This window comes from Novosphingobium sp. CCH12-A3 (assembly GCF_001556015.1).
GTDB classification, from domain to species: domain Bacteria; phylum Pseudomonadota; class Alphaproteobacteria; order Sphingomonadales; family Sphingomonadaceae; genus Novosphingobium; species Novosphingobium subterraneum.
In genome coordinates this window covers 1-24,967 of the sequence record NZ_LSIA01000303.1, presented here as the reverse complement: position 1 = coordinate 24,967, position 24,967 = coordinate 1, and the positions used below count along the sequence as shown (strand labels likewise).

Annotated in this window: 19 protein-coding genes and 1 pseudogene; 8 read left to right on the top strand and 12 right to left on the bottom strand. The window is 61.6% G+C overall.

The features are described from left to right. Positions 1-4: 4 nt before the first annotated feature. Positions 5-400: a hypothetical protein gene (locus AX703_RS28595; protein ID WP_231735698.1), complete on the bottom strand. Its 396-nt coding sequence runs from the start codon at positions 398-400 to the stop codon at positions 5-7. A 99-nt stretch (positions 401-499) separates the two neighbouring features. Between AX703_RS28595 and AX703_RS25080 the strand changes: the two genes are divergently transcribed. From AX703_RS25080 to AX703_RS25055, 6 genes and pseudogenes are all read left to right on the top strand, one after another. Next, entirely contained in the window at positions 500-2,365 is a 1,866-nt protein-coding gene (locus AX703_RS25080) for a bifunctional sugar phosphate isomerase/epimerase/4-hydroxyphenylpyruvate dioxygenase family protein (protein WP_369821060.1), read from the top strand. After that, on the top strand, positions 2,362-2,865 hold the full coding sequence (locus tag AX703_RS25075; protein ID WP_231735697.1) for a DUF3237 domain-containing protein: 504 nt from the start codon (positions 2,362-2,364) through the stop codon (positions 2,863-2,865). Before AX703_RS25080 ends, AX703_RS25075 begins: the two co-directional genes overlap by 4 nt. A 34-nt stretch (positions 2,866-2,899) precedes the next feature. Continuing rightward, on the top strand, positions 2,900-3,898 hold the full coding sequence (locus AX703_RS25070) for an alpha/beta hydrolase (RefSeq protein WP_062348130.1): 999 nt from the start codon (positions 2,900-2,902) through the stop codon (positions 3,896-3,898). Continuing rightward, positions 3,895-5,454 (top strand): carboxylesterase/lipase family protein, encoded by a 1,560-nt coding sequence (locus AX703_RS25065; protein ID WP_062348127.1) that lies wholly within the window; start codon positions 3,895-3,897, stop codon positions 5,452-5,454. The genes AX703_RS25070 and AX703_RS25065 overlap by 4 nt, the downstream gene beginning before the upstream one ends. Positions 5,455-5,826: 372 nt before the next feature. Beyond that, positions 5,827-6,081 (top strand): annotated as a pseudogene (locus AX703_RS29015) (hypothetical protein); the annotation flags it as partial. A 295-nt stretch (positions 6,082-6,376) separates the two neighbouring features. Then, on the top strand, positions 6,377-7,327 hold the full coding sequence (locus tag AX703_RS25055; RefSeq protein WP_062348123.1) for a hypothetical protein: 951 nt from the start codon (positions 6,377-6,379) through the stop codon (positions 7,325-7,327). Positions 7,328-8,384: 1,057 nt separating this feature from the next. Here the strand turns inward: AX703_RS25055 and AX703_RS29010 are convergent. The 8 genes from AX703_RS29010 to AX703_RS25020 form a co-directional block, all read right to left on the bottom strand. After that, a complete protein-coding gene (locus AX703_RS29010) occupies positions 8,385-8,780 on the bottom strand; it encodes a DUF6538 domain-containing protein (protein ID WP_369821059.1) in 396 nt (131 codons plus the stop codon). Between the two features lie 330 nt (positions 8,781-9,110). Further along, positions 9,111-9,878 (bottom strand): SDR family oxidoreductase, encoded by a 768-nt coding sequence (locus tag AX703_RS25050; RefSeq protein WP_082734807.1) that lies wholly within the window; start codon positions 9,876-9,878, stop codon positions 9,111-9,113. 14 nt (positions 9,879-9,892) lie between these two features. Beyond that, positions 9,893-11,518: a long-chain fatty acid--CoA ligase gene (locus AX703_RS25045; RefSeq protein WP_062348119.1), complete on the bottom strand. Its 1,626-nt coding sequence runs from the start codon at positions 11,516-11,518 to the stop codon at positions 9,893-9,895. Then, complete coding sequence (locus AX703_RS25040) at positions 11,515-12,270, bottom strand: glucose 1-dehydrogenase (RefSeq protein WP_062348116.1); 756 nt, start codon at positions 12,268-12,270, stop codon at positions 11,515-11,517. Before AX703_RS25040 ends, AX703_RS25045 begins: the two co-directional genes overlap by 4 nt. 66 nt (positions 12,271-12,336) lie before the next feature. Next, positions 12,337-14,925, bottom strand: a complete 2,589-nt coding sequence (locus AX703_RS25035) for a TonB-dependent receptor (RefSeq protein ID WP_082734806.1) — start codon at positions 14,923-14,925, stop codon at positions 12,337-12,339. 163 nt (positions 14,926-15,088) lie between these two features. Beyond that, complete coding sequence (locus tag AX703_RS25030) at positions 15,089-16,516, bottom strand: aldehyde dehydrogenase family protein (protein WP_062348114.1); 1,428 nt, start codon at positions 16,514-16,516, stop codon at positions 15,089-15,091. Continuing rightward, positions 16,516-17,469 (bottom strand): alpha/beta hydrolase, encoded by a 954-nt coding sequence (locus AX703_RS25025; RefSeq protein ID WP_062348112.1) that lies wholly within the window; start codon positions 17,467-17,469, stop codon positions 16,516-16,518. The genes AX703_RS25030 and AX703_RS25025 overlap by 1 nt, the downstream gene beginning before the upstream one ends. Beyond that, positions 17,466-19,601 carry a PQQ-dependent dehydrogenase, methanol/ethanol family gene (locus AX703_RS25020; RefSeq protein ID WP_062348110.1) on the bottom strand — a complete coding sequence of 712 codons (2,136 nt, stop codon included), beginning with the start codon at positions 19,599-19,601 and terminating at the stop codon, positions 17,466-17,468. Before AX703_RS25020 ends, AX703_RS25025 begins: the two co-directional genes overlap by 4 nt. 152 nt (positions 19,602-19,753) lie before the next feature. Between AX703_RS25020 and AX703_RS27030 the strand changes: the two genes are divergently transcribed. Further along, positions 19,754-20,803 carry an AraC family transcriptional regulator gene (locus tag AX703_RS27030; protein WP_062348108.1) on the top strand — a complete coding sequence of 350 codons (1,050 nt, stop codon included), beginning with the start codon at positions 19,754-19,756 and terminating at the stop codon, positions 20,801-20,803. A gap of 42 nt (positions 20,804-20,845) precedes the next feature. Here AX703_RS27030 and AX703_RS25010 read toward each other — a convergent pair whose 3' ends face one another. The 3 genes from AX703_RS25010 to AX703_RS27025 form a co-directional block, all read right to left on the bottom strand. Further along, a complete protein-coding gene (locus AX703_RS25010; RefSeq protein ID WP_231735695.1) occupies positions 20,846-22,351 on the bottom strand; it encodes an NAD(P)/FAD-dependent oxidoreductase in 1,506 nt (501 codons plus the stop codon). Positions 22,352-22,927: 576 nt separating this feature from the next. Next, the gene (locus AX703_RS25005; RefSeq protein WP_156452212.1) at positions 22,928-23,218 is read right to left on the bottom strand and encodes a hypothetical protein; all 291 of its coding nucleotides are present in this window, start codon (positions 23,216-23,218) and stop codon (positions 22,928-22,930) included. A 7-nt stretch (positions 23,219-23,225) separates the two neighbouring features. Then, the gene (locus tag AX703_RS27025; protein WP_082734805.1) at positions 23,226-23,657 is read right to left on the bottom strand and encodes a very short patch repair endonuclease; all 432 of its coding nucleotides are present in this window, start codon (positions 23,655-23,657) and stop codon (positions 23,226-23,228) included. Positions 23,658-23,724: 67 nt separating this feature from the next. On the opposite strand from AX703_RS27025, the gene AX703_RS25000 reads away from it, so the two are divergent. Beyond that, a complete protein-coding gene (locus tag AX703_RS25000; protein ID WP_062348103.1) occupies positions 23,725-24,948 on the top strand; it encodes a DNA cytosine methyltransferase in 1,224 nt (407 codons plus the stop codon). Positions 24,949-24,967: the final 19 nt, after the last annotated feature.

The following is a 24,967-nucleotide window of genomic DNA, read 5'->3' as shown; positions in this document are numbered from 1 at the left end:
CCCGTCAACAGAAGGAACCGTTCAATGCGAACTTGACAAGGCCCGGATCATACAAGTAGATCTTCCGCTTGGTCGCTTTGCCCGCGATCTCGTCGATCCTCGCCCCGGCCAGGCCCTTCTCGACAAATTCGTTGGTGGCGATGTCGATGATCTGGTTGATCGCCTGCTCGCGGCTTTCCGCGCGACTCCGGCGTTCCGGCTTCTTCGCTATTTCGCTCTCGGGCAAGATGGTGGTCTCCGCGACTGGCACGAGGTCCTCTCGCTCGCCATCGAGCGCCTGCCCCGTTGGCAGCGATGCTAGCGGGATTTTCGGCTGCGGTCTGCCCGTGACACAGCGCGCGCGCAGGTTTTCCCCGCCCATAAGCGCCGTTCCGGCCACCGCATCAGAAATTCCCTTCACATTCCTCCCCTTGCGCCCGCACTCCATTTATGTAACGAACTAGTCCCTAACATTTAGAGATGTCAACCTCGCAAGAGCCGAGGCGACGGAGAGCCTGCAGTGCCCATCAAGACGTCCATCGCCACCGTTTCGATCAGTGGTACGCTCGATGCCAAGCTGCAGGCCATCGCTGCTGCTGGATACGACGGGGCCGAGATCTTCGAGAACGACCTTCTTTCGACGCACCTCTCGGCACGCGACATCTCAAGCATGATGGCTGATCTCGGCCTTGCCTGCACGATGTTCCAGCCGTTCCGCGATCTCGACGGATTGCCCGAACCGCAGCGCACCCGCGCGTTCGACCGGCTCGAGCGCAAGTTCGACGTCATGCAGGAACTTGGCACCGATCTGCTCCTGCTCTGCTCAAGCTGCTCAACCATCGCTTCAGCCGATCGCGCCCACACCATCGTCGATCTTCACGAAGCCGGGGAACGCGCCGCCGCACGCGGCCTGCGCATCGGCTACGAAGCGCTTGCCTGGGGCCACCACGTCAACGATCACCGCGATGCCTGGAGCATCGTGCGCGACGTGGATCACCCGGCCATCGGTCTCGTGCTCGACAGCTTCCACTCGCTCTCGCGCCGCATCCCCTCCTCCAGCATCGGCGATATCCGCGCCGACAAGCTGTTCATTGTGCAAGTAGCCGACGCCCCGGTGCTCGACATGGACCTTCTGCAGTGGAGCCGCCACTTCCGCTCGATGCCGGGCCAAGGCGACTTTCCACTCGATGATTGGGCGCAGGCGATCCGCAAGATCGGCTACGACGGGTATTGGAGCCTCGAGATCTTCAACGACCGCTTCCGCGCAGGTTCGGCCAGCGGCGTGGCGCTCGATGGCTATCGCTCACTGCGCCTTCTGGAGGGCGGAATTGCGAAGCCCTCTGCCGCGGCCCCCACGTTGCCGCCGCGGGCCACCACCACGGGCGTCGAGTTCATCGAATTTGCCGCCAGCCACGAAGAAGCCGAGGCACTTGGCGCGATGCTCCGCCCGCTCGGCTTCCGACCCACCGCGCGCCATCGCAGCAAGGACGTTACCCGCTGGACGCAAGGCGCGGCGAGCATCGTCGTGAATTGCGAGCCCGAAGGCCTCGCCCACAGCTTTGACATGGTCCACGGCGCCGCCGTCTGCGCGCTCGGACTTACCGTGCCGGACGTTCCCGCAGCGCTTTCTCGCGCCGACTTTCTGCGCGTCCCGCGGTTCGAGCAGGCAGTCGGCCCCGACGAATGGCCGATCCCGAGCGTGCGCGGCGTCGGAGGCAGCCTGATCTACCTCGTCGATGCAGCCAGCCGCGAGGCGATGTGGGCTCATGAGTTCCCTCACGCTCTCGAACCCGAAGCCGCGCCACTGCTGAACGGCGTCGACCACATTGCGCAGACCATGCAGTACGAGGAATTCCTCAGCTGGCTGCTGTTCTACGTCGCCCTGCTGGACGTTGAGAAGACGCCCCAGCTCGAGATCGCCGACCCGATGGGCCTCGTGCAGAGTCAGGCGGTCGAAAACGCCGATCGTTCGGTACGTTTCACGCTCAACGGCTCGCTCGCCAGCCAGTCGCTGACTTCGCGCTTCGTGCAGAACTATTTCGGTGCGGGGGTGCAGCATATCGCCTTTGCCACGTCCGACGTCTTCGCCGTGGCCGAAGCTGCCCGCGCCGATGGCCTGCCGGTCCTCGAAATTCCGCGCAACTACTACGACGATCTCGAAGCGCGCTGGGGACTGGATCCCGGACTGATCGAGCGGATGGCTCGGCTCGGCATCCTCTACGACTGCGACGGCGAGGCGGAATACTTCCAGTTTTACAGTCGCGCCTTCGCCCGACGCGTCTTCTTCGAAGTGGTCGAGCGACGCGGATACGCCGGATACGGTGCAGCCAATGCCCCGATCCGCCTTGCCGCGCAGGCCAGACACAAACCCGAATATCTCGATTGAGGAAGCTCATGCGCCTGATCGCCACGATAGCCACCGCCGCGCTGGCAACTGCCACGAGCGCGCACGCCGCTGAACCCGCGCTCGAATTCGCCTTCGAGGAAACGGTCACGCTCGATGCCGATGTGACTGTCGGCCAGACCTCGCTTGGCACCCGCAACATCGTGCCCATTACAGGCGGCACCTTCGAAGGCTCCGGCATTCGCGGCACGATAATGGGCGGTGGCTGGGACTGGCAATTGCGGCGCGCCGATGGCTGCCTGCAGATCAAGGCTGATTACATGCTGCGCACCGATGACGGCGCCGTGATCAACGTCGTCAACACCGGCGTCAGTTGCCGCGCCAAGGACCCCAAGGCAGTCGTCCGTACCCACCCCGTCTTCGAAGCGCCGCAGGGCAAGTACGACTGGCTCTCGCAAGGCTGCTTCATCGGCACGCTCGATCCGGTGAGCCTGCCCGGTGGCAAGCGCGCGGTGCGCATCCGCTTCTACCGCGTCAGCTGAACGCGCAACGATAACAGACAAAGGAGAGGACAAGATGGCCCGTTTCACCCCACTGGCGGCGTTCGCCTGCGCTGCCCTGGTCGCCGCGCCCACCAGCGCCAAGACACCCGCCGAGCGCTCCGTCCCGGTCAATCCCGAACCGTCGATGGCCGACAAGTTCCCGCAGGTGGCGGTCGCCTTTCCCGGCGGGGTCAAGGCGTGGCGCGACGTGACCTATCAGGTCAACCCCGGCTACCGCCCGCAGATCGTCGACATCTATGTGCCCGCCGGCAAGGGCCCGCATCCGCTTGTGCTCTATATTCACGGCGGTGGCTGGATGGGAGGCCACACCCGCCAGTCAGGCGCCTTCGACAATTTCCCGAAGATGCTCGCCGCCTTTGCCGCCGAGGGCTTCACCGTCGCCAGCGTCGAATATCGCCTGTCGGGCGAGGCCACCTTCCCGGCGCAGGCCAAGGACATCTTTGCCGCCCTGCGCTTCCTGCGCCAGAATGCAGCGCAATATCACATCGATCCATCGCGCGTCGGCGTGTTCGGCGGTTCGGCGGGGGGCCACCTCGCTGCACTTACGGGCCTTGCCTGCACCAACGGCAAGATCGACGCCACGCTCGATCCCGCCTCGGCCAATGATGCCTGCGTGCAAGCCACCGCCGCTTGGTATGGCATCCACGATTTCGCCACGATGCCGCGCATAACGCAGAAGGATTCTGCCGAGCAGCGCCTGCTCGGCTGCAAGGACAGCACCTGCACGCCCGAAGCCATCCGCACCGCCAGCCCGATCAGCTATGTCGATGTCAAGGACGCACCGGTGCTGCTGCTCCACGGCGTAGACGACAAGGTCGTGCCCGTTGGCCAGTCGCAACAGCTCGAAGCCGCGCTGAAGGCCGCAGGCGTTCCTGTGAGCGCCACCTACTACCCCGGCATCGACCACAGCTTCATGGGCGCAACGCTGGACGATACCCGCCGCACCTCGCTCAAGGCGATGAACGCGACCTTCGATTTCTTCCACGACAAGCTGGGAGTGCCGCGCAAGTGATCCGCAAGCTGATCGCGGCGCTGTCTCTCGCCGCCGCACAGTCGGCTCTGGCCGAGCCGATCGAAGTCGACGGCGGTCAGATCGAAGGCGTCACCCTCCCCTCCGGAATCGAAGCCTGGCTCGGCGTGCCCTTTGCCGCGCCGCCCCTGCGTGAACTGCGCTGGAAGGCACCACAGCCGGTGGAGCCCTGGTCGGGCCTCCGCCACGCCGACCGCTTCGCCCCAGAATGCCTCCAGCCCCTGCGCGGTTCGCTCCAGAACCATTACTTCGGCAACGAGGCGACCAGCGAGGACTGCCTCTACCTCAACATCTGGGCCCCGAAGAATGCCGCCAAGGTCCCCGTCGTGGTGTGGATCTACGGCGGCGGTTTCAACATCGGCTCGGCCTCGATGGCAAACTATTCGGGCGCACCACTGGCGCGCGATGGAGTGGTCCGGGTCAACCTCGCCTATCGCGTCGGTGCGCTGGGCTTTCTTGCCCACCCAGACCTTACCGCCGAAGCGGGCGCTTCGGGCAACTATGGCTTGATGGACCAGATCGCCGCGCTGCAATGGGTTCAGCGCAATATCGCCAAGTTCGGTGGAGATCCTGCCAATGTCACCATTGTCGGCCAATCGGCAGGGGCAATGTCAGTCTCGCTGCTGCAGGCATCTCCGCTCGCCAAGGGCCTGTTTGCAAAGGCCGTTGCCATGAGCGGCAGCGCGTTCGGTGGCATGCTCGGCCCCATCTCGCTGGCCACGGCGGAAGAGCAGGGCATTGCCCTGCAAAAAGAACTTGGTGCAGCCTCGCTAACCGAAATGCGCGGCCTCCCCGGTGACCGCATCATTTCAGCAACAACGCCCAGAAGTCCTATCGTCCGCGACGGCAAGGTCGTCACCGGCTCCAACGAAGAGGTTTTCGCTGCACGCCAACAGTCCGACGTTCCGATACTGATCGGCTACACCCGCGACGAGAGCTTTCGCCCCTTCGCACCTGCGGACAACAGCCTCGGCCTCGCTGCCGCCGTCCGCGAACGCTATCCCGCGAGCGCCGACGCGATCCTGAAGGCATATGCTTCAAGCGGCCCGCGCGCCGCTACCGACATCGCGCGCGATGGCTCGGTGGGCCTGCAGATGGGTGACTGGGCACTGGCGCAGCGCAAGTATGGAAGAGCACCCACCTATGCCTATCTGTTCACCCGACGCCAGCCCTATGGGCCGGGTATCAGGTTCAGCGATCACGATCCGGCCACGGTCGGGGCCTACCACACCGGCGACGTGCCCTACTGGCTGCGCACGCGAGATTCGCTCAACCTGTTCCGCCAGACCCGCATCTGGGAACCAGCCGATGAGTCGCTCGAGAACGAGATGGCAGGGGCGCTGCTCTCGTTCGCCCGCACCGGCGTTCCTGCCAGCACCACGGTCGGCTCATGGCCCGCGTTCAGGCCGGAAAAGCCGCAACTCGTCTGGCTTGGGGAAAAATCGTCGGTGGTAACCTGGCCGCATCTTAGCGACTTTGCCCTGCTGCGGGATGGCAAAGCGCCAACCCGACCGGCATCCTCACGGCCGCGAGACTGATGCGTCCATTCTACAGGCTTATCTGCGCGGGACTTGTGGCACTGCTCGCCTCTGCGCCGGGACGTGGTCAGCCCGCCGAATGCAGTCCCGATGCAGAGCTTACCTATCTCTGCGGCCTGCAGAAGCCGGAAGATTTGCTTGCCGTGCCCGGCACGTCATAGTTGGTCGTAAGCGGATTTGCGAAAGGCGCCGGCCTGAAACTGGTTGACGCCCGTACACGATCCTACCGGCAATGGTATACTGGCGAGGAACGCCACCTCGCCCCCGACGCGGAAGCCTTACCCACGCTTCATCGACTATCTCTGTCGATCAAATGAGTACATCGGCTACTTCAAAGCCTTCTCGTCGGGAGTGATCGACTCTCGTCTACGACTTCCCGTGGCGACGGTGGAATTAAAGACCGACTTTACGCAGAGCATCACCGACGCCATCGACCAATATCGGTTCGACCGACTACCGCGCTCGAAAGGCGGACCGCCCGAGCCGTTGCTGTCGTTCCCCAATGGGGCGCTCGTCCACTTCGCGGTCAGCAACAGCGAAGTGCACATGACTACGAAGCTGGCGGGGCCGGAGACGTTTTTCCTGCCGTTCAACAAAGGCAATAACGGCGGCGCTGGTAATCCACCCAAATCACAGACGCCATCATCGATGCCTTCGCCGCGCATTCCGCAATGAGCAAACGGGCGCTGGATTCCGCTTCGGTCCGAGATGGGCTGAAGGACATCTTGCTCGGTCCTGCTGGCCTATGGGAAACTCTGCGCGAGCGGGGAGCGAATAACCGGGCTGTCCCCTGACGTAGATTTACTGGCGCATCCGTGGTATAATTCGCGGGTGACCCCGACCAATCATCCCGTGCCGGTGCCCTTACGTCATTCGTAAGGAGCACCATTTGCCTACATTCAGTTCACATCCCGAGTGGTTCATGGCTGCTCTGGTATCGCTCGACCAAAATTGTCGCGGCGGCGTGATGAGCAACGTTCTCGTCGGCAGCGCCGAGCGCCTGCAAGTCATCGCAACATATCTCGCGACGAAGCCGCCCGCAGTCGAACGAATGGCCGATGTCGGCGACTTTCTACTTCGTTCTGACCACCAGACGATCCTCAGCGCGGCTTTCGACGGCGACGTGCCAGAGGGCCTGCGTCGCGCCTTGCGCCGCATCGGTCCGTCAGCGCAGGATCGGCGTTGCTATACGCTGCTTCACCAGCTTCTCTCTCGACCGCATCATGAATCCCTGACGGCCTGCATATATCGCCTCTCCTCGATCACTCGGTCGAAGCTGCTGATCGCCCGCATGCTGCCGGAAGCAATTTGTCGCGCCAACGTCGTCGAGGCGATTACCGATGTTTCTGCTGCCACCGACGTGACCGGTGCGTTCGAGCAATTGGTCAGTCGGGGCGTGAATGCGAATGATCTCGCAGGGGCCATTTGCAAGGTGCGGTCAGAAAGCGAACTCATGAACTTGTGGCATCGATGGCTGATCAAGCTGGATTGCCCGCCAAATCCGATCCCAGCATCCAGTAGCTTCACTCCAGTGCGTTCAGGTGAAGAATTGGTCAGCTTGGCCAAGCGATTCCGGAATTGCGGCGCGCGCTATCTTTTGCCCGTGATGGCTGGTGAAGACGCCATGGCGGTCATGGAACACGGAGGCGAAAGCGCGATGGTCCACCTTCGGTTCTCGGAAGGCCGCTGGCGATGCGAAGGTGTCTATGGCCCTCGCAATTCGCCACCCTCGTCTGCGCTGCGTGAGGCGCTTTACGAGCACTTGGAACGACATAATGTTGTGGTTCTGTCGGCCAGCAGGCGAAAGCCATCGGAATGGGATTCGCTGCGCAGGCTGATGCGGCATCGCATGCTGGATTTCGACTTCGATTGATTGGCTGTCACTCATGACGAGCATTGAAGGCATGCGCTTCGCGCAGCCTCTCAAGCTCATCCAGTCGCGGACAAGCCCGCTCCTGAATGTCGCTTGCGTCCTTTTCAAAAGTGAACTTGTAATTTCTTCTTACTCCATATTCCTAAGCAACAACGCCCTTTCTCCCCCCGCCACCACGCTCGAAGAACGACGAAGTGACGGGGGAAGAAAGTTTCGTTGAGGTCATATTCCTGAAGTGACCAACGCCCATGGTGGCGCTCTCACAGCCGGTTCCTCGACCACTGCATACGCCCTCCTTTTTCTCCCCTGCCTCCAACGGCGCGGTGGCAAAGACGAGTGACGGGTGTCGAGTCTGAGTTAAATCCACATAACTTCGCCGTGATCGTAAGCACGGAACGGTGCCTCGATGACCCTAACCATGGGAGTTGCCATCGAGGTGGGGCGGCCAGCCAATTCGCACAGGCTGCGCCCCTCAGATTACAAAATGCCTTTGCTCGTGGGTCTTGTGCTTCATGGCCGAAGAATCTCCCACCGGGGCAGCCGTTACTCCGGTCGCGTTCGCTCTGAACGACGACACGCCGGATGTCCGACCCCGAGATGAGCGGCCCTGTTTCTCGGCACCGATCCTCACCCGCCTCGCTCTGGCCGTCGCGCACTATGCGCGGTGTGGGGGAGCGCCACCTACCTGTCCTCCCTGAGCGTTATGGCCTGAAGTTATCATCTTCAGTCACGATCTACACTATCTTATATTGATCGTATTGTTCAATATATTTAATCAAGTCTACTGTGAACTAAAAATAATGCCGAGGGCGCAGGGTCGCGTTATTATGGATCGGCTAATCATTAGGAGCATTTATGTTTATTGTTGGACAATCAGTGACGTGGAGGGAAGCAATCATCGCGAAGTCGCGCGGAGGACACGTACTGCTTGGTGAAAGGGTGATCTGCGGCACCATCAGGCGTGAACGGAAGTCGCGCGGCGGCACGACGGACTTCCACATCGATGTCCAGTCAGTCGAAGGCTACCAAGCTGGAACTGTAGGGGCGTCTGTGTGGGTTAGGCATGCGTACTCTTGTTCGTGCGGTCGGCGGTAGGATCGTCGAGATACCGATTGCAAAGCTCACCGAACGTCACCTGAGTTCGTGCTGTCGGCGCGACCTCGCCGAGCAGCGCGGGGGTTGAGGTTTGGCGTGCGCGGTCGAAGGACGCCGCCGCTTCCAATGCGCACCGGGCAGCAAGACGATTGGCGACGGTGAGCGAATCCGTTCTGAGCGACCGAGACAAATGCGTCCGTCCGAACGCTGATCTCAAGTCATGCGGAACGCGCACTCGGAAATGGTAGATCGAGCCACGAAGCCAAACGCCAAATGCCCGCCTGTGACACACTGCTGTGCGACAGTCTGGATGGTCGTAAACAGTGGAAATCCGGGGGCTTGAACCCTCTTCCTCCATGGCGCTGTGTGACGTTCGTGTGTGACGGTCGGTCTGAAACCGTCCTAAATTGTTGTTTTTTGGGGTGCTGGTGCCGCTTACAGGAAGCGCGGGAAGCGCCGGAGAAGTCGCGGTTTTCTGCCCCTTTCGGGTCGAAGGTGGCAGGTTAGAAGTGGTGCCGCTTAGGTGATGCGAGGAAGTGGTGGTGCCCCTCAGAGTCTAAAGATGGGCACTCAGATCATTGGGAAATCTGTGCTCCTTTACAAGCTGGTGGCAAGTATGAGCTAACGGAATACGGCTAACTCCGAAGCCTCCGGCAGCAATCTGCGCATACCCTGCTGCTTGGTGTCATCACGCAAAGCCGGTAATTTGTTTGATCATCTCTCGCCGCTGTTCCCATGGCGTGACATCGACCTGGGCAGCCACGGCTTCGTCCTCGGGCGTGACGAACCAGTGGACTTGGCGGCCATGCACCGCTTTCCAGACGGTCTGCGCAACCTGTTCCGGGGCGACGTTCACTCCAAGGATGTCGACCGACTTCGCCCTTTCCTGTGCTGCAAGGACCATGGGAGTGGCAACATAGGCGACCATCAGGTCGCAGACCCAGATCCCGGCTGGCTCCAGTTCGATATTGAGCGCCTCGGTCAATGCGCGAACGGCGGTCTTGCTTGCGGAATAAACGGCTTCTTCTGGAATGCCGTGGATTGCGGCGACCGAAGACATGCTGATGACACGCGGGTCTGTCCGGTTGCGGAGATGCGGCAGAGCCAAGTGAATGCCGTTGATTACTCCTTTCACGTTGACATCGACAATTCGGTGCATTGACTCAAGCGAGCAATCGGCGAACTCGCACATTTCGAGAATACCGGCGCAATTGAACATGACATCAAGGCCACCGTGCCTGGCGAATGCCTCCAGCGCGACTGACAGCGCCTCCGGATCGCACACGTCCGCCAGATGAACCGACGCTGTGTTGCCCAACCTTGTGGCAACGTCCGCAAGGCGGCCAGCGTCAATGTCGCACAACCCGACTCGCCAGCCGGCTTCTGCAAACAGTGATGCCGTTGCTTTACCAATCCCCGAGGCGGCTCCAGTGATAAAAATTGATTGCCCGCTCATGCGTCGCACTCCTCTCAGGCCACCTTGTCCCAGGCGAAGTCCCGGAACTGCTCTCGCAGGTCCTTCTTGCTGATCTTGCCGGTGCCGGTGTGCGGGATCTCATCGACGAACACCACGGCATCGGGCACCCACCATTTCGCCACGACGCCGCTCAGGAAGCTGCGGATCTCCTCCTGATTGCACTCCATCCCCGGCTTCTTCACCACCACCAGCAAGGGTCGCTCGTCCCACTTGGGGTGATAGACGCCAATCGCCGCCGCCTCGCCCACCGCCGGATGGCCGATCGCCGCGTTCTCCAGTTCGACCGAACTGATCCACTCACCGCCCGACTTGATCACGTCCTTGGTCCGGTCGGTCAGTTGCAGCGTGCCGTCCTCGTGAATCACGCCAACATCGCCGGTATCGAACCACTGCCCGGCGACGACCGCATCGGCCTCTGCCTTGAAGTAGCGCTTGACGATCCACGGTCCGCGCACCTGCAGCGCGCCTGCGGTCTTGCCATCGCGCGGCAAGACCTTCTCGGGATCGTCCAGGTCGACGCAGCGGATTTCCACCCCGAATGGCGGCCGTCCCTGCATCGCCTTGACCGTCACCTGCTCGTCGAACGACAGGAAATCCCAATTGCATGTCTCGGCGCCTGTGGTGACGATCGGCGAAGTTTCGGTCATGCCCCAGGCATGGGCGACCCGCCGCCCGGCGCGCATGAACCGCTCGATCATCGCGCGCGGCATGGCCGAACCACCGGTGACGATGGTCTGCAGGCTTGGCGGAATTTCACCGCCGTTGTGCGCATCGACATGCTGCAGCAGCGCCAGCCAGACTGTCGGCACGCCGGCCGAGCAGGTCACCTTCTCGCGGTTCATCAGGTCGCAAAGCACCGCGCCATCGTTGACCGCCGAATAGACGAACTTCGCCCCCGCCGCCGCGCCCGCCCACGGCAGGCCCCAACTGGCCGCGTGGAACATCGGCACGATCGGCAGCATGACCGACCGGCAATCCATCCCGAAAACCGGCGGACTGATCGCCGCCATTGCGTGAAGCATGGTCGAGCGATGCTCGTAGAGCACACCCTTGGGATTGCCGGTGGTGCCGCTGGTATAGCAGAGCATGCAGGGATCGCGCTCATCGCCGTCGTGCCACTCGGCCACGCCGTCTTCGGGACCGATCCATTCCTCGAAATGCAGCGCAGGCTCGCTGCTGTCGAAGCAGATGTAGTGCTCGACTGTCGGCCAGCGCGGCTTCATCCGCTCGACAATCGGCGCCCACTGCCGGTCAAACAGCATCACGCGGTCTTCGGCGTGATTGACGATGTATTCGAGCTGGTCGTCGAACAGCCGGGGATTGAGCGTGTGGAGAATGCCGCCGACGCCGACCGCGCCGTACCAGGAAACGAGATGGCGGTGATGATTCATCGCCAGCGTAGCGATGCGGTCACCCGGCTGCACGCCCAGCTTGCGCAAGGCCTGCGTCATGCGCAGGGCGTCATGACGGATGCCGGCCCAGTTGGTCCGCGTCTCGCTGCCATCGGCCCAGCGGCTGACGATCTCGCGCCCGCCATGCTCGCGCGCGGCGTGATCGATCAGATGCGTGACCCGCAGCTTCCAGTCCTGCATTGCGCCATCAATCGGATGCGAGGTCATGCGATCAGCCCTCCATCGACCACAAGTTCCGAGCCAGTCATGTAGCTGGATTCGTCTGACGCAAGGAACACGACGGTCGCAGCGATCTCTTCTACGTCACCAAAACGCTGCATCGGGATCCGCTCCAGCGTCTTGTCTGCAAAATCTTCGGGCAAGTGCGCGAGAGCATCCTGCACCAGTGCAGTCCCGACGTAGCCGGGATGAACGCTGTTGATCCTGATGCGGTAGCCCGCCCTTGCGCAATGGATGGCGGCGGACTTGGTGAGCAGGCGCACGCCGCCCTTCGAGGCATTGTAGGCGGGCACATGCGGATTGCCGACGATGCCTTCGATGGACGACAGATTGATGATCGATCCGCCGCCGTCGCGCATGGCAAGCACGCCTGCGCGCGTGCCGAGGAACACTGCGTCAAGATTGATCGCCATTGTCGTTCGCCAGTCTGCGAATGTCTGCGTTTCGATCGATCCAGGCAGCGCGATACCGGCGTTGTTTACCAGGATATGCAGACCGCCAAAATGCTCAACCACGTGGTCGCACACCTCCGGCCAGCCCTGCTCCTGCGTCACGTCCTGTCGTAGAAACAGGGCTTCACCGCCATCTGCGCGCAGCCTTCGGACCAAGGCGTTCCCCTCGTCCACTCGTATGTCGGTAATCACCACCTTTGCGCCTTCCCGCGCGAAGGCACTACTGACGGCGCTGCCGATCCCGCGGCTGCCACCAGTGACAAGCGCAACTTTCCCTTTCAGGCGCATGTGGTAAGTCCCCTGCTGGCGATGAAAAGAGGGGCGGGCATTGCCCGCCCCGAGTTAGGTGGCTCATCAGAAGCGCGCGGTAAGCTCCACGCCATAGGTGCGCGGCGTGCCGCGGTTGAGGTAGTCGAGACCGAAGATGTCGATGTTCAGGCCATAGCTGTAGTAGTATTTGTTGGTCAGGTTCTTGACCCAGAGGCTGGCCGAATAGTTGCCCTTCTCCACCGTCATCCTGCTGTTGACGAGCCAGTAGCCCGGATTGCCGCATGTGATCGCGACGCCGGCAGGCCGCACCGCGCCCGGCGCGCCGGGTCGGTCACAGGGCTTCAGGCCATAGTCGCCGAACGGGTCGAAGTAGTAGCGCCCCGTGTATGCCGCATCGCCGCGCAGATTCACGCGCCAATCGCCGGACTTGTAGGCATCCCAGTCCAAGCCGGCAGAGAATGTCTCGCGCGGGGCATTGGGGAACGGATTGCCGTTGACGTTGCGGGTCGGGCTGGATGGATCGGCGGGGGTGACGACATTGCCACGATACTCGCTGCGCAGCAGGCTGGCCGATGCATCGAGCCGGAGTGTCGGCGTGATCTGCCACGTCAGCTCTGCTTCACCGCCATACAGACGACCATCGGCACTGCGGGTGAAGGTCGTTGCGCCGATGACCTGGGTAACCTGATGGCCCTTGTAGTTGTAATAGAACCCGGCCAGATTCAGCTGAACGTGCCGGTCGAACAGTCTGGCCTTCAGGCCACCTTCGTAAGCGTCGATGGACTCGGGCTTGATGAAGTAGACCTGGTTCGTTCCTTGATAAGCAAGACCGTTGAAGCTGCCTCCGCGATAGCCTCGGCTGTAGTTGAGGTAGCCCATGATATCATCGTTGAAATCATAGGACACGTTGACGCGGCCGGTCAGGCGGTTGGCAGACTCGCGTTGCTCGAGTGCAGGCACACTCGCGTTGTACGGGAAGGAATAGGGTATCGTGCTGGCGACGATATTCCGCCCACTTAGATCATAGAGAACGGTTCGTCCGTTGAGGTAATTGATCTTGTCCCGCGTGTAGCGAAGACCGACGCTGACAGTGAGGGCATCGGTGAAGTCGTAGCTTGCGTCGGCATAGATCGCGAACGAGGGCCTGCTCACGGTGAAGCGCTGTTCGCCGTTGATCGGGCCGAACGGAGGCGCACCAGCCGCGCGGCACGCTGCCGAGATGGCACCGCCAAAGCCGCCGCCGCCCGAGTTGTTTAGCTGGATATCCGTCAGAAGCGCAATCAGCGAGCGGGCATCGAGAAAGCCGTTCGGGTTGCCTGTCGCGACGGGCGCGCAACCGGCAGCCGTAGTGGGATCAAGCGCCGGATTGACCGCGAATGCCGGGATGATCGCTGCTGCCTGAGGTGCCGATACCGGTGCGTTGAAGAAGCTGTCGCCAACGCCCGCGGAACGCAGCAGAGGCTCGAGCACACCGAAGAAGTCGATCTCGTTGCGGGTCTTGATCGTGTCCTTGCCGTAATAGACGCCCGCAACAAGATTGAGCTTGTCGGCCTGGAAGGTGAGGCGCAGGTCCTGATTGAAGTTCTTGCTCAAAGAGTTGTAGCGCAGGGCACAGACATCATTGGGCGAACCATCGCAATCGAACGGCGAGTTGCTGTACTTGCCCCAGTCGTAGCCGGTGATCGACGTAAGCGTCAGACTGTCGGAAAGTTCCGCTGCGACGCTTAGCGAGAAGCCGCGCGACGCAGTGTAATAATTGCCGCCCGTATCGGCAGCCACTTCATCCTTGCCAAGTGGGCGGCCGCCATTCTGGGCAGGGTCGAAGCGGGAGTATCCAAGCACATCCCGGTCGCCAGCCAACTGACCGATCGCATAAGGGTTTGGCGCCAGCGGATTGTCGCGCGCGAAGTAGCCTTTCAAGTTTACGTCGATTGCCTCTGTCGGCTTCCAGCGCAGGCTGGCGCGACCGGCATAAGTGTCGGTGGTGCCAGTGCGGCGGTTCTGGGCAGGGTTGAACTGCCAGCCATCCCCCTTGGCGAACGTACCGGCGATCCGAATGCCAAGAACATCAGGCACGAGTGTCGCCTCGACCGCGCCTTCCGCGGTCCAGGTGTCGTAGTTGCCGTAGCCGACCGTGGCATAACCTTCGTTGCCTGCGAGCTTCGGCTTTTTGGTGAAGAAGCTGATCGCGCCACCGGTGGTATTGCGGCCATAGAGCGTGCCTTGCGGTCCGCGCAGAACTTCGACCCGTTCGAGATCGTAGAGCTGCTGGCCGTGGCTGGCGCGAAAGCTCTGGTAAACTTCGTCGACATAGACGCCGACTGGCGATGCGGTCGATGCGGAGAATTCGTTGGCCACGGAAACGCCGCGCAGCGAGAAGTTTGGCTGGGTGCGACCATAAGGCGTGGTTATCTGAAGGCTGGGCACGAAGCCCTGCAGGTCGGACGTCTCGCTCACGCCCCGCGACTGAAGTTCGTCACCGGCCAGCGCCGAAACGGCCAACGGCACGTCCTGCAAATTCTGCGCGCGCTTCTGGGCGACGACGACGATGTCGGCCACTGCGCCTTGGTCGCTCGATTCCACTGCTTCCTGGGCTTGCGCCGACACGGCGCACAGTCCGATCCCGGCAGCTCCGGACAGCAGGATTCCCCTCAGTTCGTGGCAAAGGTTCATGTGTCTCTCTCCCTCAATTCTTATTGCCGGACCAATTCCGCGAGGTGCGGTTGTCCGGACGGTCATTGTGGTTCGCAAATTGCGTCAGACGGGCTTGGCGAGCCATGACGCCGCGTGCCAAGTTCTTGGCTCGTGGTGCCAAGTCAGTGGCCCGCTGGCGCGGTCAGGCAGGTGCGAAACCGAGCACCGCCTTGACCTCCATGAACTCGTGGAAGGCGTGCTCACCCCATTCGCGGCCATTGCCGGACTGCTTGTAGCCGCCGAACGGAGCGTTCAGATCGAGCGCTGCATAGTTGATCAAGACCTGTCCTGCCCGCAGACACGAGGCGATGGCGCGTGCCTGTTCGAGATCGGCGGATTGCACATAGGCGGCAAGGCCATAGACAGAGTCGTTGGCGATTTTGACAGCTTCTTCGACATTGCGGTAACCGATCAGCACCACCACCGGTCCGAAGATCTCCTCGCGCGCGATGGTCATCTCGTTGGTGACATCCGCGAAAACGGTCGGCCTGACATAGTAGCCGCGGTCCAGCCCTTCGGGACGGCCAGTGCCGCCAGCGACGAGTGTCGCTCCTTCGGCGATGCCTTGCGTGATCAGGGCCTGGATCCGGTCCCACTGGACCTGCGATACGACGGGACCGAGCGCCACGGCTTCGGTCGGAGAGCCGACAACTTGCCTCGCAATGGTCGCTGCGGCAACGGACTTCGCCTCATCCATCCGGCTGATCGGCACGAGCATGCGTGAAGGCGCGTTGCAGCTTTGCCCGCTGTTTATCATCATCGCTTCGACGCCGCGCGCCACGGCATCGGCCAGGTCTGCATCGGGCAGGATGATGTTGGCCGATTTGCCCCCAAGCTCCTGGTGAACCCGCTTCACGGTGGGGGCAGCATCGCACGCTACCTGCACACCGGCCCGCGTCGATCCGGTGAAGGAAACCATGTCGACGCCGGGGTGGGACGAGATCGCCGCACCCACGCTGGGGCCATCGCCGTTGACCATGTTGAACACGCCAGCGGGGACGCCAGCGGCGTGGATGGCTTCGGCGAAGATCTGCGCGCTGAACGGTGCCACCTCGGAAGGCTTCAGCACCATTGTGCAGCCAACCGCCAATGCGGGGGCCACCTTGCAGGCGATCTGGTTCAGCGGCCAGTTCCATGGCGTGATCATGCCGACAACGCCGATCGGTTCGGCGGTGATCAGGGTTGATCCAATGGCGCGGTCGGGCTGGAGCCCTGCCAGGACCTGACGAGCGATCTGGAAATGACCGATGCCGAAGGGGACATGGGCGGCCGCGGCAAGCCTGGCCGGTGCACCCATTTCTTCGGTGATCGCCGCGGCCAGGTCGTCCTTGCGGGCCACCAGTTCTGCCAGCACGCAGTCCAGCAACTCAAGCCGCTCGGCCCGGCTGGTCCGTCCGAAGCTTTCGAAGGCGCGGCGGGCGGCAGCCACGGCACGGTCCACGTCTGGCGCGGATCCCATGCTTATGGTTCCGGCCACCTCCTCGGTTGCCGGATTGATGACCTCAAGCGAGCGCGGCTGCGCCGGCGCCTTCCATGTGCCATCAATGTAGAAATCAAGGTAGTTGCGCATCAGGATTCCCCCTGCAAGTCTGGCTTGCGATTTCTGAGCAGGTCGGCGAGCACAAGCGCTCCGCGTACGATCTGGGCGTCGCCGCTCGGCAAGGCGCGACGCATTGTCGCCATGCCATGGATGAGGCCGGCGGCCTCCAGATAGTGACATTCGGCCCCTTGCATGATCAACCGCGAGGCCAAGGCGCGACCCTGGTCGCGCAAAGGGTCCAGGCCCGCAGTCAGGATCACGGTCGGTGGCGAGCTGGCCGGCAATTCGTGAAGCAATGGGGAGACGTCGCGGTCTTGCCGGGTTGCCAAATTCGGCAGGTAGTCTTCGATGAAGCGGTGCATCAGCTTGCGATCAAGCAGGAAGCCTTCAGCGAACTGGGCATAGGAGCCTTCCTCAGGCTCGGTACAATCGCCCACCGGATAGATCAGGAACTGGGCCAGGCACTGAGCAGGTTCGAGCTTTCCGCCGACCGCCAGCGCAAGGGCGCCGCCGGCGCTGTCTCCGGCAAGCGCGATCCCTTTAACCGGGGCTTCAAGCACCGAGGGGCCCTGCGCCACGAACCGTGCGGCAGAAAGGCAATCATCGTGCGCAGCCGGGTAGGGATGTTCGGGCGCTAGGCGGTAGTCCACTGCCACCACCCGCAGCCCCGTCACGGAAGCAAGGCGGGCGCAGAGAGCGTTGTGCGTATCAAGGTCCCCAATCACCCAGCCACCGCCGTGATAATAGACGATGACCGGCCCCAGTTGCGCATCGCCGGGGAAATAGGCGCGCATCGTCACGCCTTCGCCCTCGAGATCGACCGTGCGAACGGCCGGGTCGGCCGCCTCTTCGAATGCATCGCCAAGCTGGTGATACACTTCGCGCGCAGCGGGTGCGGGGAGATCGCCCAAATGAGGGCCGTCCATCGCGGCAAGCGCTTGAAGGACGGCGGCCGTTTCGGGCAGGATGAAGGGGGCGGTCATTTCGCGCCTCCCTTTTCCTGCTGCTGAAGCAGCAGCGCCTTGGAGGAGACATAGGCGCGCAGGGCCTCGGCATCTTCGCCCGACAAGGTCTGGGCAAAGCTGATCATGCCGCGGTCCTTCAGCGCTCCGCCGATGACCACAGCGTTCCACGCCTCGGCGCTGGGCAGCACGCCCGACCGCCTCAGGTCGGGCACCACGCCGCTCGAGATTGCGCCCGGCCCGTGGCAGGCCCAGCAATCTCTCTGGAACAGGGCTTCACCGCGCGCCACGATGGCTGGCGGAAACGCCTCTGCGGACGGATTGGCCGGGGCCTTTTCAATCTTAGCCACCACGGGCAGTTTGGTCTTGGCTCCGATGCGGAAGACATAGATGCGGCCATTGGGCCGGGGGCCGGGATTGTCGTTGAAGTAGGATGTCAGGGCATAGGCGCCGCCATAACCGGCCAGCACGGCGACATACTGGTGGCCACCGGATTCGAATGTCATCGGCGCGGCCATGATCGCCATGCCAACGTTGGTGCTCCACAGGATCTTGCCATCGCTGGCGGCAAAGGCGCGGAAATTACCCCGGGTATCGCCCTGGAAGACCAGCCCGCCAGCAGTCGCCAGCACGCCGCTGTTCCACGGCTCGGGATAGTCGAAGCCCCAGGCCTCCTTCTGGCGGACCGGATCCCACGCGATCAGTCGACCACCCAGAAGGGCACGTGTCGCGGCAACCTGCGCAGCATCATCGGGCGGCGATGTGCGCTGCGTTTCCAGCCCCAGGTTCCACCGACCGGGACGGAAGGTGTAGTTCGACGGCTGTTCATAGGCGAACAGCGCCTTGTTGGCCGGAATATAGACAAGGCCGGTCATGGGGCTGAAGGCCATCGGCTGCCAATTGTGTGCGCCCAGCGCGCCCGGCATCACCACGGCCGGTGCCTTTTCGAAGCGCGAGGCAGGAACCTCGATCGGTCTGCCCGTGGCCATGTCGTACCCGGTGGCCCAGTTCACATCGACGAAGTTCTTCGCAGACAGCAACTTGCCGTTGGTGCGGTCGATCACGAAGAAGAAGCCGTTCTTTGGCGCCTGCATCAACACCTTGCGCGGCTGACCATCGATGGTCAGGTCGGCGAGCGTGATCTGCTGGGTGTTAGTGTAGTCCCAGGTCTCGCCGGGCGTCGCCTGATAGTGCCAGCGATAGGCGCCGGTATCGGGATCCAGAGCCACGATCGAAGACAAGAAAAGGTTGTCGCCCTTGCCCTCGCTGCGGATGCGATAGTTCCACGGACTGCCATTGCCTACGCCGATGTAGAGCTGATCGAGTTCCTCGTCATAGACGATGGAATCCCACACCGTTCCGCCACCGCCCTGCGTCCAGTATTCGCCGAACCAGGAGGACTGCGCCTTTTGCGCCAGAATGCTGTCGGATGCCGCGCCATCAGGCCCGTCAGCCGGGTTGCCGGGCACAGTGTAGAAGCGCCATGCCTGCTTGCCCGTGCGCGCGTCATACGCCGTCACATAGCCGCGCGCGCCCAGTTCCGCACCGCCATTGCCGATCACGACACGCCCTTTAACAATGCGTGGCGCCCCGGTGATGGTGTATGTCTTGGACTGATCCACAGTAACGACTGACCACACCGGCTTTCCGGTCTTGATGTCGAGCGCGATCAAGCGTCCATCGAATGTGCCGAAGTACAGCTTTCCGTCGAAGATCGCCGCCCCCCGATTGCCGACGTCGCAGCATCCCTTTGCGCCGTACTCGCCCGGCACCTGGGGATCGAAGTGCCACAGCTGGCGGCCCGTTACAGCGTCGAAGGCATAGACCTTGGACCAGGCTGTCGTCACATAAAGCACGCCGGCGTATTCGATTGGCGTGCCTTCCTGCGCGCGATTGGTGTCGAATTCATAGGACCATGCGAGACCGAGGTTGGTCACGTTCTGCGCATTCACCTGCGTCAGGCTGCTGAAGCGCTGCTCCTTGAACGTGCCGCCATAGGTCACCCAGTCTCCGGCCTGCCACGAGCTGGCCAGCAGTTTCTGCCACGCAGCGTCCTGCAACGCTCGTGGCGGCGGGGTGACTTGCGATGATGCGGTTGCGGAAATGGCAATGGTCGCGACCGCGAGTGCGGCCCTTCGCGCGAGTTTCGACACGGTCTCTCCCCTTTATCGTGGGGAAGAATGTGTCTCTAACTGCCAAACCCGGCCATGGCGTGGCGCGCCAAGTTATTGACGCAGTCTGCCACCGCGCCGTATCATTGGCTCAAGACCGTGAGAATATCGGCGCAGTTGGGAGACTGGATGTCATGAACCCCGAGGCTCTTTACGCCGCTTTGCCGGATCTCAGCGCGCGCATCATCCAGTCGGCTGTCGTGAATACGCTCAATGCCAACTGGGATTCCTTTTGCCGCCACAATCAGATCAAGTCATTGAAACTTGACGATGATCCGAAAGAGGTGCTGGCTAAGGAAGAGTTGATCATACAGCAAGGCTTTGTCCAGCTCACTACCGGACAAACCGACCTGTGGTTCGACATCGGCCAACGATACCGCTCGATCAAGTACGGCGCACTAGGGCTCGCGATGATGACCGCCGGCACGCTGGGCGATGCCTTGCAGATCGCCTGCAAATATCAGGCGCTGACCTTTTCCCTGATCCAATACCGGTTCCAGACCAGCGAAAACGGCGCTGCTGTGCTTGTCGCCGATCACGAGGGCATTGCCCCGGACCTGTACGAGTTTACCCAGCATCGCGATCTGGGCGCGGTAAACACCCTGATCCGGGACTTGATGGGGAATGAGCAGGTGCTCGAACGCGTGATGATCGCAGCAGACGCGCCCCGTAATTGGTCGGAATTGCGCCGAAGCTTCAATTGCCCGGTCGAGTTCAATGCCGATCGGACCCGGTGGGTTTTCCTGCCGAACGCCGTGGACAAGGCACTGCCGCTGGGGGATGTCGAACTGCAAACGCTTTATCTAACACGCTGTGATCAGACCATGGGCAAGGCGCGCTCCGATGCGCCTCTATCGCATCGCCTGTCCGTGCTACTGGGCTCGTGCCCGAATGCCGGCGCGCTGCAGGCGGGCGATGCCGCGCGCCGCCTAGCGCTTTCCGAGCGGACTTTGCACCGACGCCTGGCCGATGAAGGCACCCGGTTTTCCGCTATCGTCGATAAGGCCCGCTACGATCGCGCCTGCCAGCTGCTTGCCGATCCCAAAATGACTGTGGAAAGCATTGCCTTCACTATCGGTTTTGCGGAACCATCCAGCTTTTCGCGCGCCTTCAAGCGCTGGTCCGGCATGGGTGCGCTCGAATACCGCCGCAACCTCCTTGGCCTTGCATCGAGAACCAACTAGGCCCGGGCCACATTTTCCCTGCGACGCCGGGCCTCGGCTTGGTCAGCGGTAGACGAATTCCGGTCCGTCGAGGTCGATGGAAGGAATGTCCTCGGCTTCCATCCAGTAATCCTGCGAATGTCGCCACTCCGGACGATCACCCAACCGCTTGGGCAGCTTGTCGATGTCTCGCATCAGGTAGCCGGGGTTGAAGTTGTCGTCTTCGATCCACTGGGTCAGGGGCTCGTCGGCAAGGTCGGTTGGCACCACGATCCGGACCTCGCTGGCGCCCTTTGCATCGGCATGCTGCAGCAGGCGGCAGACGAAGTCGCCCAGCAGGTCGACCCGCAGCGTCCAGGCCGCGCGAAAATAGCCGAAAACCCAGGCGAGATTGGGGACATCGGCGAACATCATTCCGCGGAACGTGGGGGTGCTGCTCCAGTCGACGGGGTTGCCATCCACCTCGAACTCGATCCCGCCCATCACCAGCAGGTTGAAGCCCGTCGCCGCCACGACGACATCCGCCTCAAGATGCTCGCCCGATTCCAGCGCTATGCCGCTGGCGGTGAAGCGGGCAATTCTATCGGTCACCGCAGAGACCTTGCCCTCGCGCATCTTTACGAACAGGTCACCATCCGGAATGAAAGCTAGCCGCTGCTGCCACGGGCGATAGCGCGGCACGAAATGAGGCGCGAATTCGAACTCATCGCCCGCATAGAGCCTGACCAGCGCCTTGAGTTCTTCCACGACCACGTCGGGCTCGGTGCGGGAACGCCGATCGAGCGTCTTGAGGTTGTGAAGGTAATCCAGCCGGGCGCAGCGATGGATGGTTTCCTCGTCTACCCCGATTTCGCGCAGGCGGTCAGCGAGGTCGGAACGGTTTGGATAGCAGAAGAAGTAGGTCGGCGAACGCTGCAGCATCGTGACATGCCCGGCCTTGTCCGCCATCGCTGGAATCACGGTCGCCGCCGTGGCGCCCGAACCGATCACCACCACCTTCTTCGCGGCGTAGTCAACGCTGCCGTCCCACTTCTGGGCATGGACGAGCGTACCCTTGAAGTCCTCCATGCCGGGCCATTGCGGCAGGAAGGGGTTTTCGTGGTCGTAGTACCCTTGGCACATCCACAGGAAGTTGCACTTGTACGTCTTGGGCTGACCGGTGGCCCCGCGGGTCTCCACGGTCCACAGCCGCTCGCTGCTTGACCATGAACACCGGATGATGCGCGTCCCGTATCGGATGTGCTGATCGATGTCGTTCTCTGCGATCACGCTGGACAGGTACTTGAGGATTTCCTCACCTGACGCGATCGGCGCGCCGACCCACGGCTTGAACCGATAGCCGAAGGTGTAGAGATCCGAATCCGACCGTACGCCGGGATAGCGGTGGGTATGCCACGTGCCTCCGAAGCTCTCCTTGGCCTCAAGCACGGCAAAGCTCTTGCCGGGGCACTGGGTCTTCAGGTGATAGGCACTACCAATCCCGGAAATACCGGCGCCCACGATGAGCACGTCAAATGTTTCCGCTTCGCCTTGCGTCTGGACAGCTGCCGCTTCAAGCACATCGGACACCGTTGTTTTCCTCTCGTTTCTGCTGCCGTACGCGGCAGAGCGAACTCACCGCGGGCTTGATGTTTCAATCCGCAGTTTCACCCCGAACCGGGTGGAGAGGCCACATCTGGTTTTGCCAACTTTCTGACCGGTTCCGCCACCGGCGATGGCCGGGTCAGCCGTGGAAACGCAGTGAGGCGCAGACCTGCAGACGCACTGCGATCCGCTTGACGAGGAACGATTCCAAGAGATTGCGCTGAATGGTCGAAAGCCCACCCAAAAGCTACGGTGCCAAGCAGTTCGCAGGCGTCATCTATGATAGGGGACGACAAGCGCAGAAATGCGCGCTTCTCAGAAAATGGTGCCCCTCAGAGTCTAAAGATGGGCACTCAAATCATTGGGAAATTCCGGTGTGGACGCGCTGATACATCACCCCAGCGACATTTCTGCCGACCATTGTTTATCGAATGTCGTGGCGTTAACAGCTTGGCGACAGGATACGACTGACGTGTGGCTGCCTTGGCGGAACTGGTTTCGCTACCGACCTGAAGATCAGCAGTAGAGCTAAGGACGTCGAAATCGACCGGTCATTTCGATCTAGTCCTTTTTCGGTGCGATCACGTAGTGTCGGCCATTTGCCTCGGCCCGATAAATCACAAGCTCAGCCAGACCATCATCAGGAGCTGAAAACGAAAGCCATACTGGCTCACCGGGACGGATACTGGAGAAATCTGGCGAATTGCGTATTTGTGTCAGCATCTCTTCAGGCAACGGCGAGATTTGAAGGTCGGTCACGGGAAGGACCCGCTCTAAAAATGGGAGCACATCGTACTGAGCCTGAAGTCGGCCGAGAACACTGGTGAGTTCGGCTTCCAGTATCCTGCTCATCATCACCTCATTGACCGGAGGCGCACATGGTCAGCCATTCCCGAATGTCCTCCGCAATATGACTTGCACCGAGCTTATTCAATTCGCATTCCCAGATTACGCGGGTTCGCCATCCGGAAGCTCCGAGGTCGTCTAGATTGCGCTGATCCCGATTGACGTTTGCGGCAAATTTCTGGTTCCAAAACTCAGGCCGTGTCCGAGGGACGGTGGCGTATCGGCAACCTTTGTGGCGATGCCAGAAACAGCCATGCACCAAAATCACAGCCTTCCAGCGAGGAAGGACGATATCGGGACGCCCAGGCATGCCCTTCGCGTGAAGTCGGAACCGTAGTCCTAAAGCGTGCATGGCTTTTCGCAGCGCTATTTCAGGCTTCGTGTTGGCGCCCTTGATGCCCGCCATCATCCGGGAACGGGTGGCTTGATCAACAACATCAGCCATCAATTTGCCCCCTGGCGCGCGGATGATTGCCTGGTATCAGTGCCATTCAACGGAGAATGTCGACTGTATGGCTGCCAAATTCAAGGTTGTTGATCTTTTTGCAGGCCCGGGCGGTCTTGCGGAAGGCTTTTCCTCGATCAGAGGCGACGATGATCAGAGGGTGTTCGATATCACGCTGTCGGTCGAGAAAGAGGTTGCCGCACACCGCACGCTTCGCCTCAGAAGCTTTGTTCGGCAATTCGATAAGCCACCAGCTTTATATTACGATTACCTAAACGGCGAGATCAGCTTTGCGTCGTTGACTTCAGCTTATCCGCAGCAATGGAACGCGGCCATTGATGAAGCCCGAATGCTGGAACTTGGCATGCCTGAGGCACAGCAGGAATTGGATCCCGTCCTTGATCGGCTGCGCCAAGAAGCAACCCCCACCGTCTTGATCGGTGGTCCTCCATGTCAGGCTTATTCGTTGGTGGGTCGAGCGAGGAACAAGGGGATCAGCGGTTACGATCCGACCAAAGACCAACGGCATTTCCTCTATCGGGAATACATTCGCATCATCGAGCGACTACAGCCTGCTGCATTCGTGATGGAAAACGTCAAAGGCATACTGTCCTCGAAGGTCGGAAAGGATCCGATTTTCAAGCGAATCCTCGCAGATCTCGAAGCCGCCGGCGGGACACCGGACAGTTATGTGCTCCTGCCAGTAGTGCGCAGCGATGAATCCGGACCGAATCGGTTCATCGTGCGATGCGAGGAATTCGGGGTTCCTCAGTGTCGCCACCGGGTGATCATCCTCGGAGTGCGAAGTGATCTTGCACGCCTTATGCCCGACTGCGTGAAGGACGGCCTGCTTGAGCGCCGGGGTCATAAGACTACCGTGGAGGCAACCATCAAAGGACTGGCTGCGCTCCGGAGCGGCTTGAGCAAGGAGCCTGACGGATCGGTCGAATGGCAGCGCGCGGCAGGTGCTGCGATGGAGGTCGCGGCAGATGCCTGCGCTGCGAAGGAACTCCAAGAGGTCAGGCGTCTATTGCTCGACTCAGCCGCTGAAGTGACAGGCTGCCAGCAGCCATACGAACGCCAAAGCCGATCCTTATCCACTCCGAGAGATAACGAGCTTGCCGATTGGCTGGTTGATCCAGAACTGAAATCCCTGCCCAACCATGAAACCCGAGGGCATATGCGGGCGGACCTTTCGCGCTACGCCTTTGCGGCAGCATTCGCGCACGTGTTCGAGCGATCGCCCAAGGCTAACGGTAAGCGCGCATTTCGTAGCACGCTGCTTCCGTAGGCATTGCGGCCATCATAGT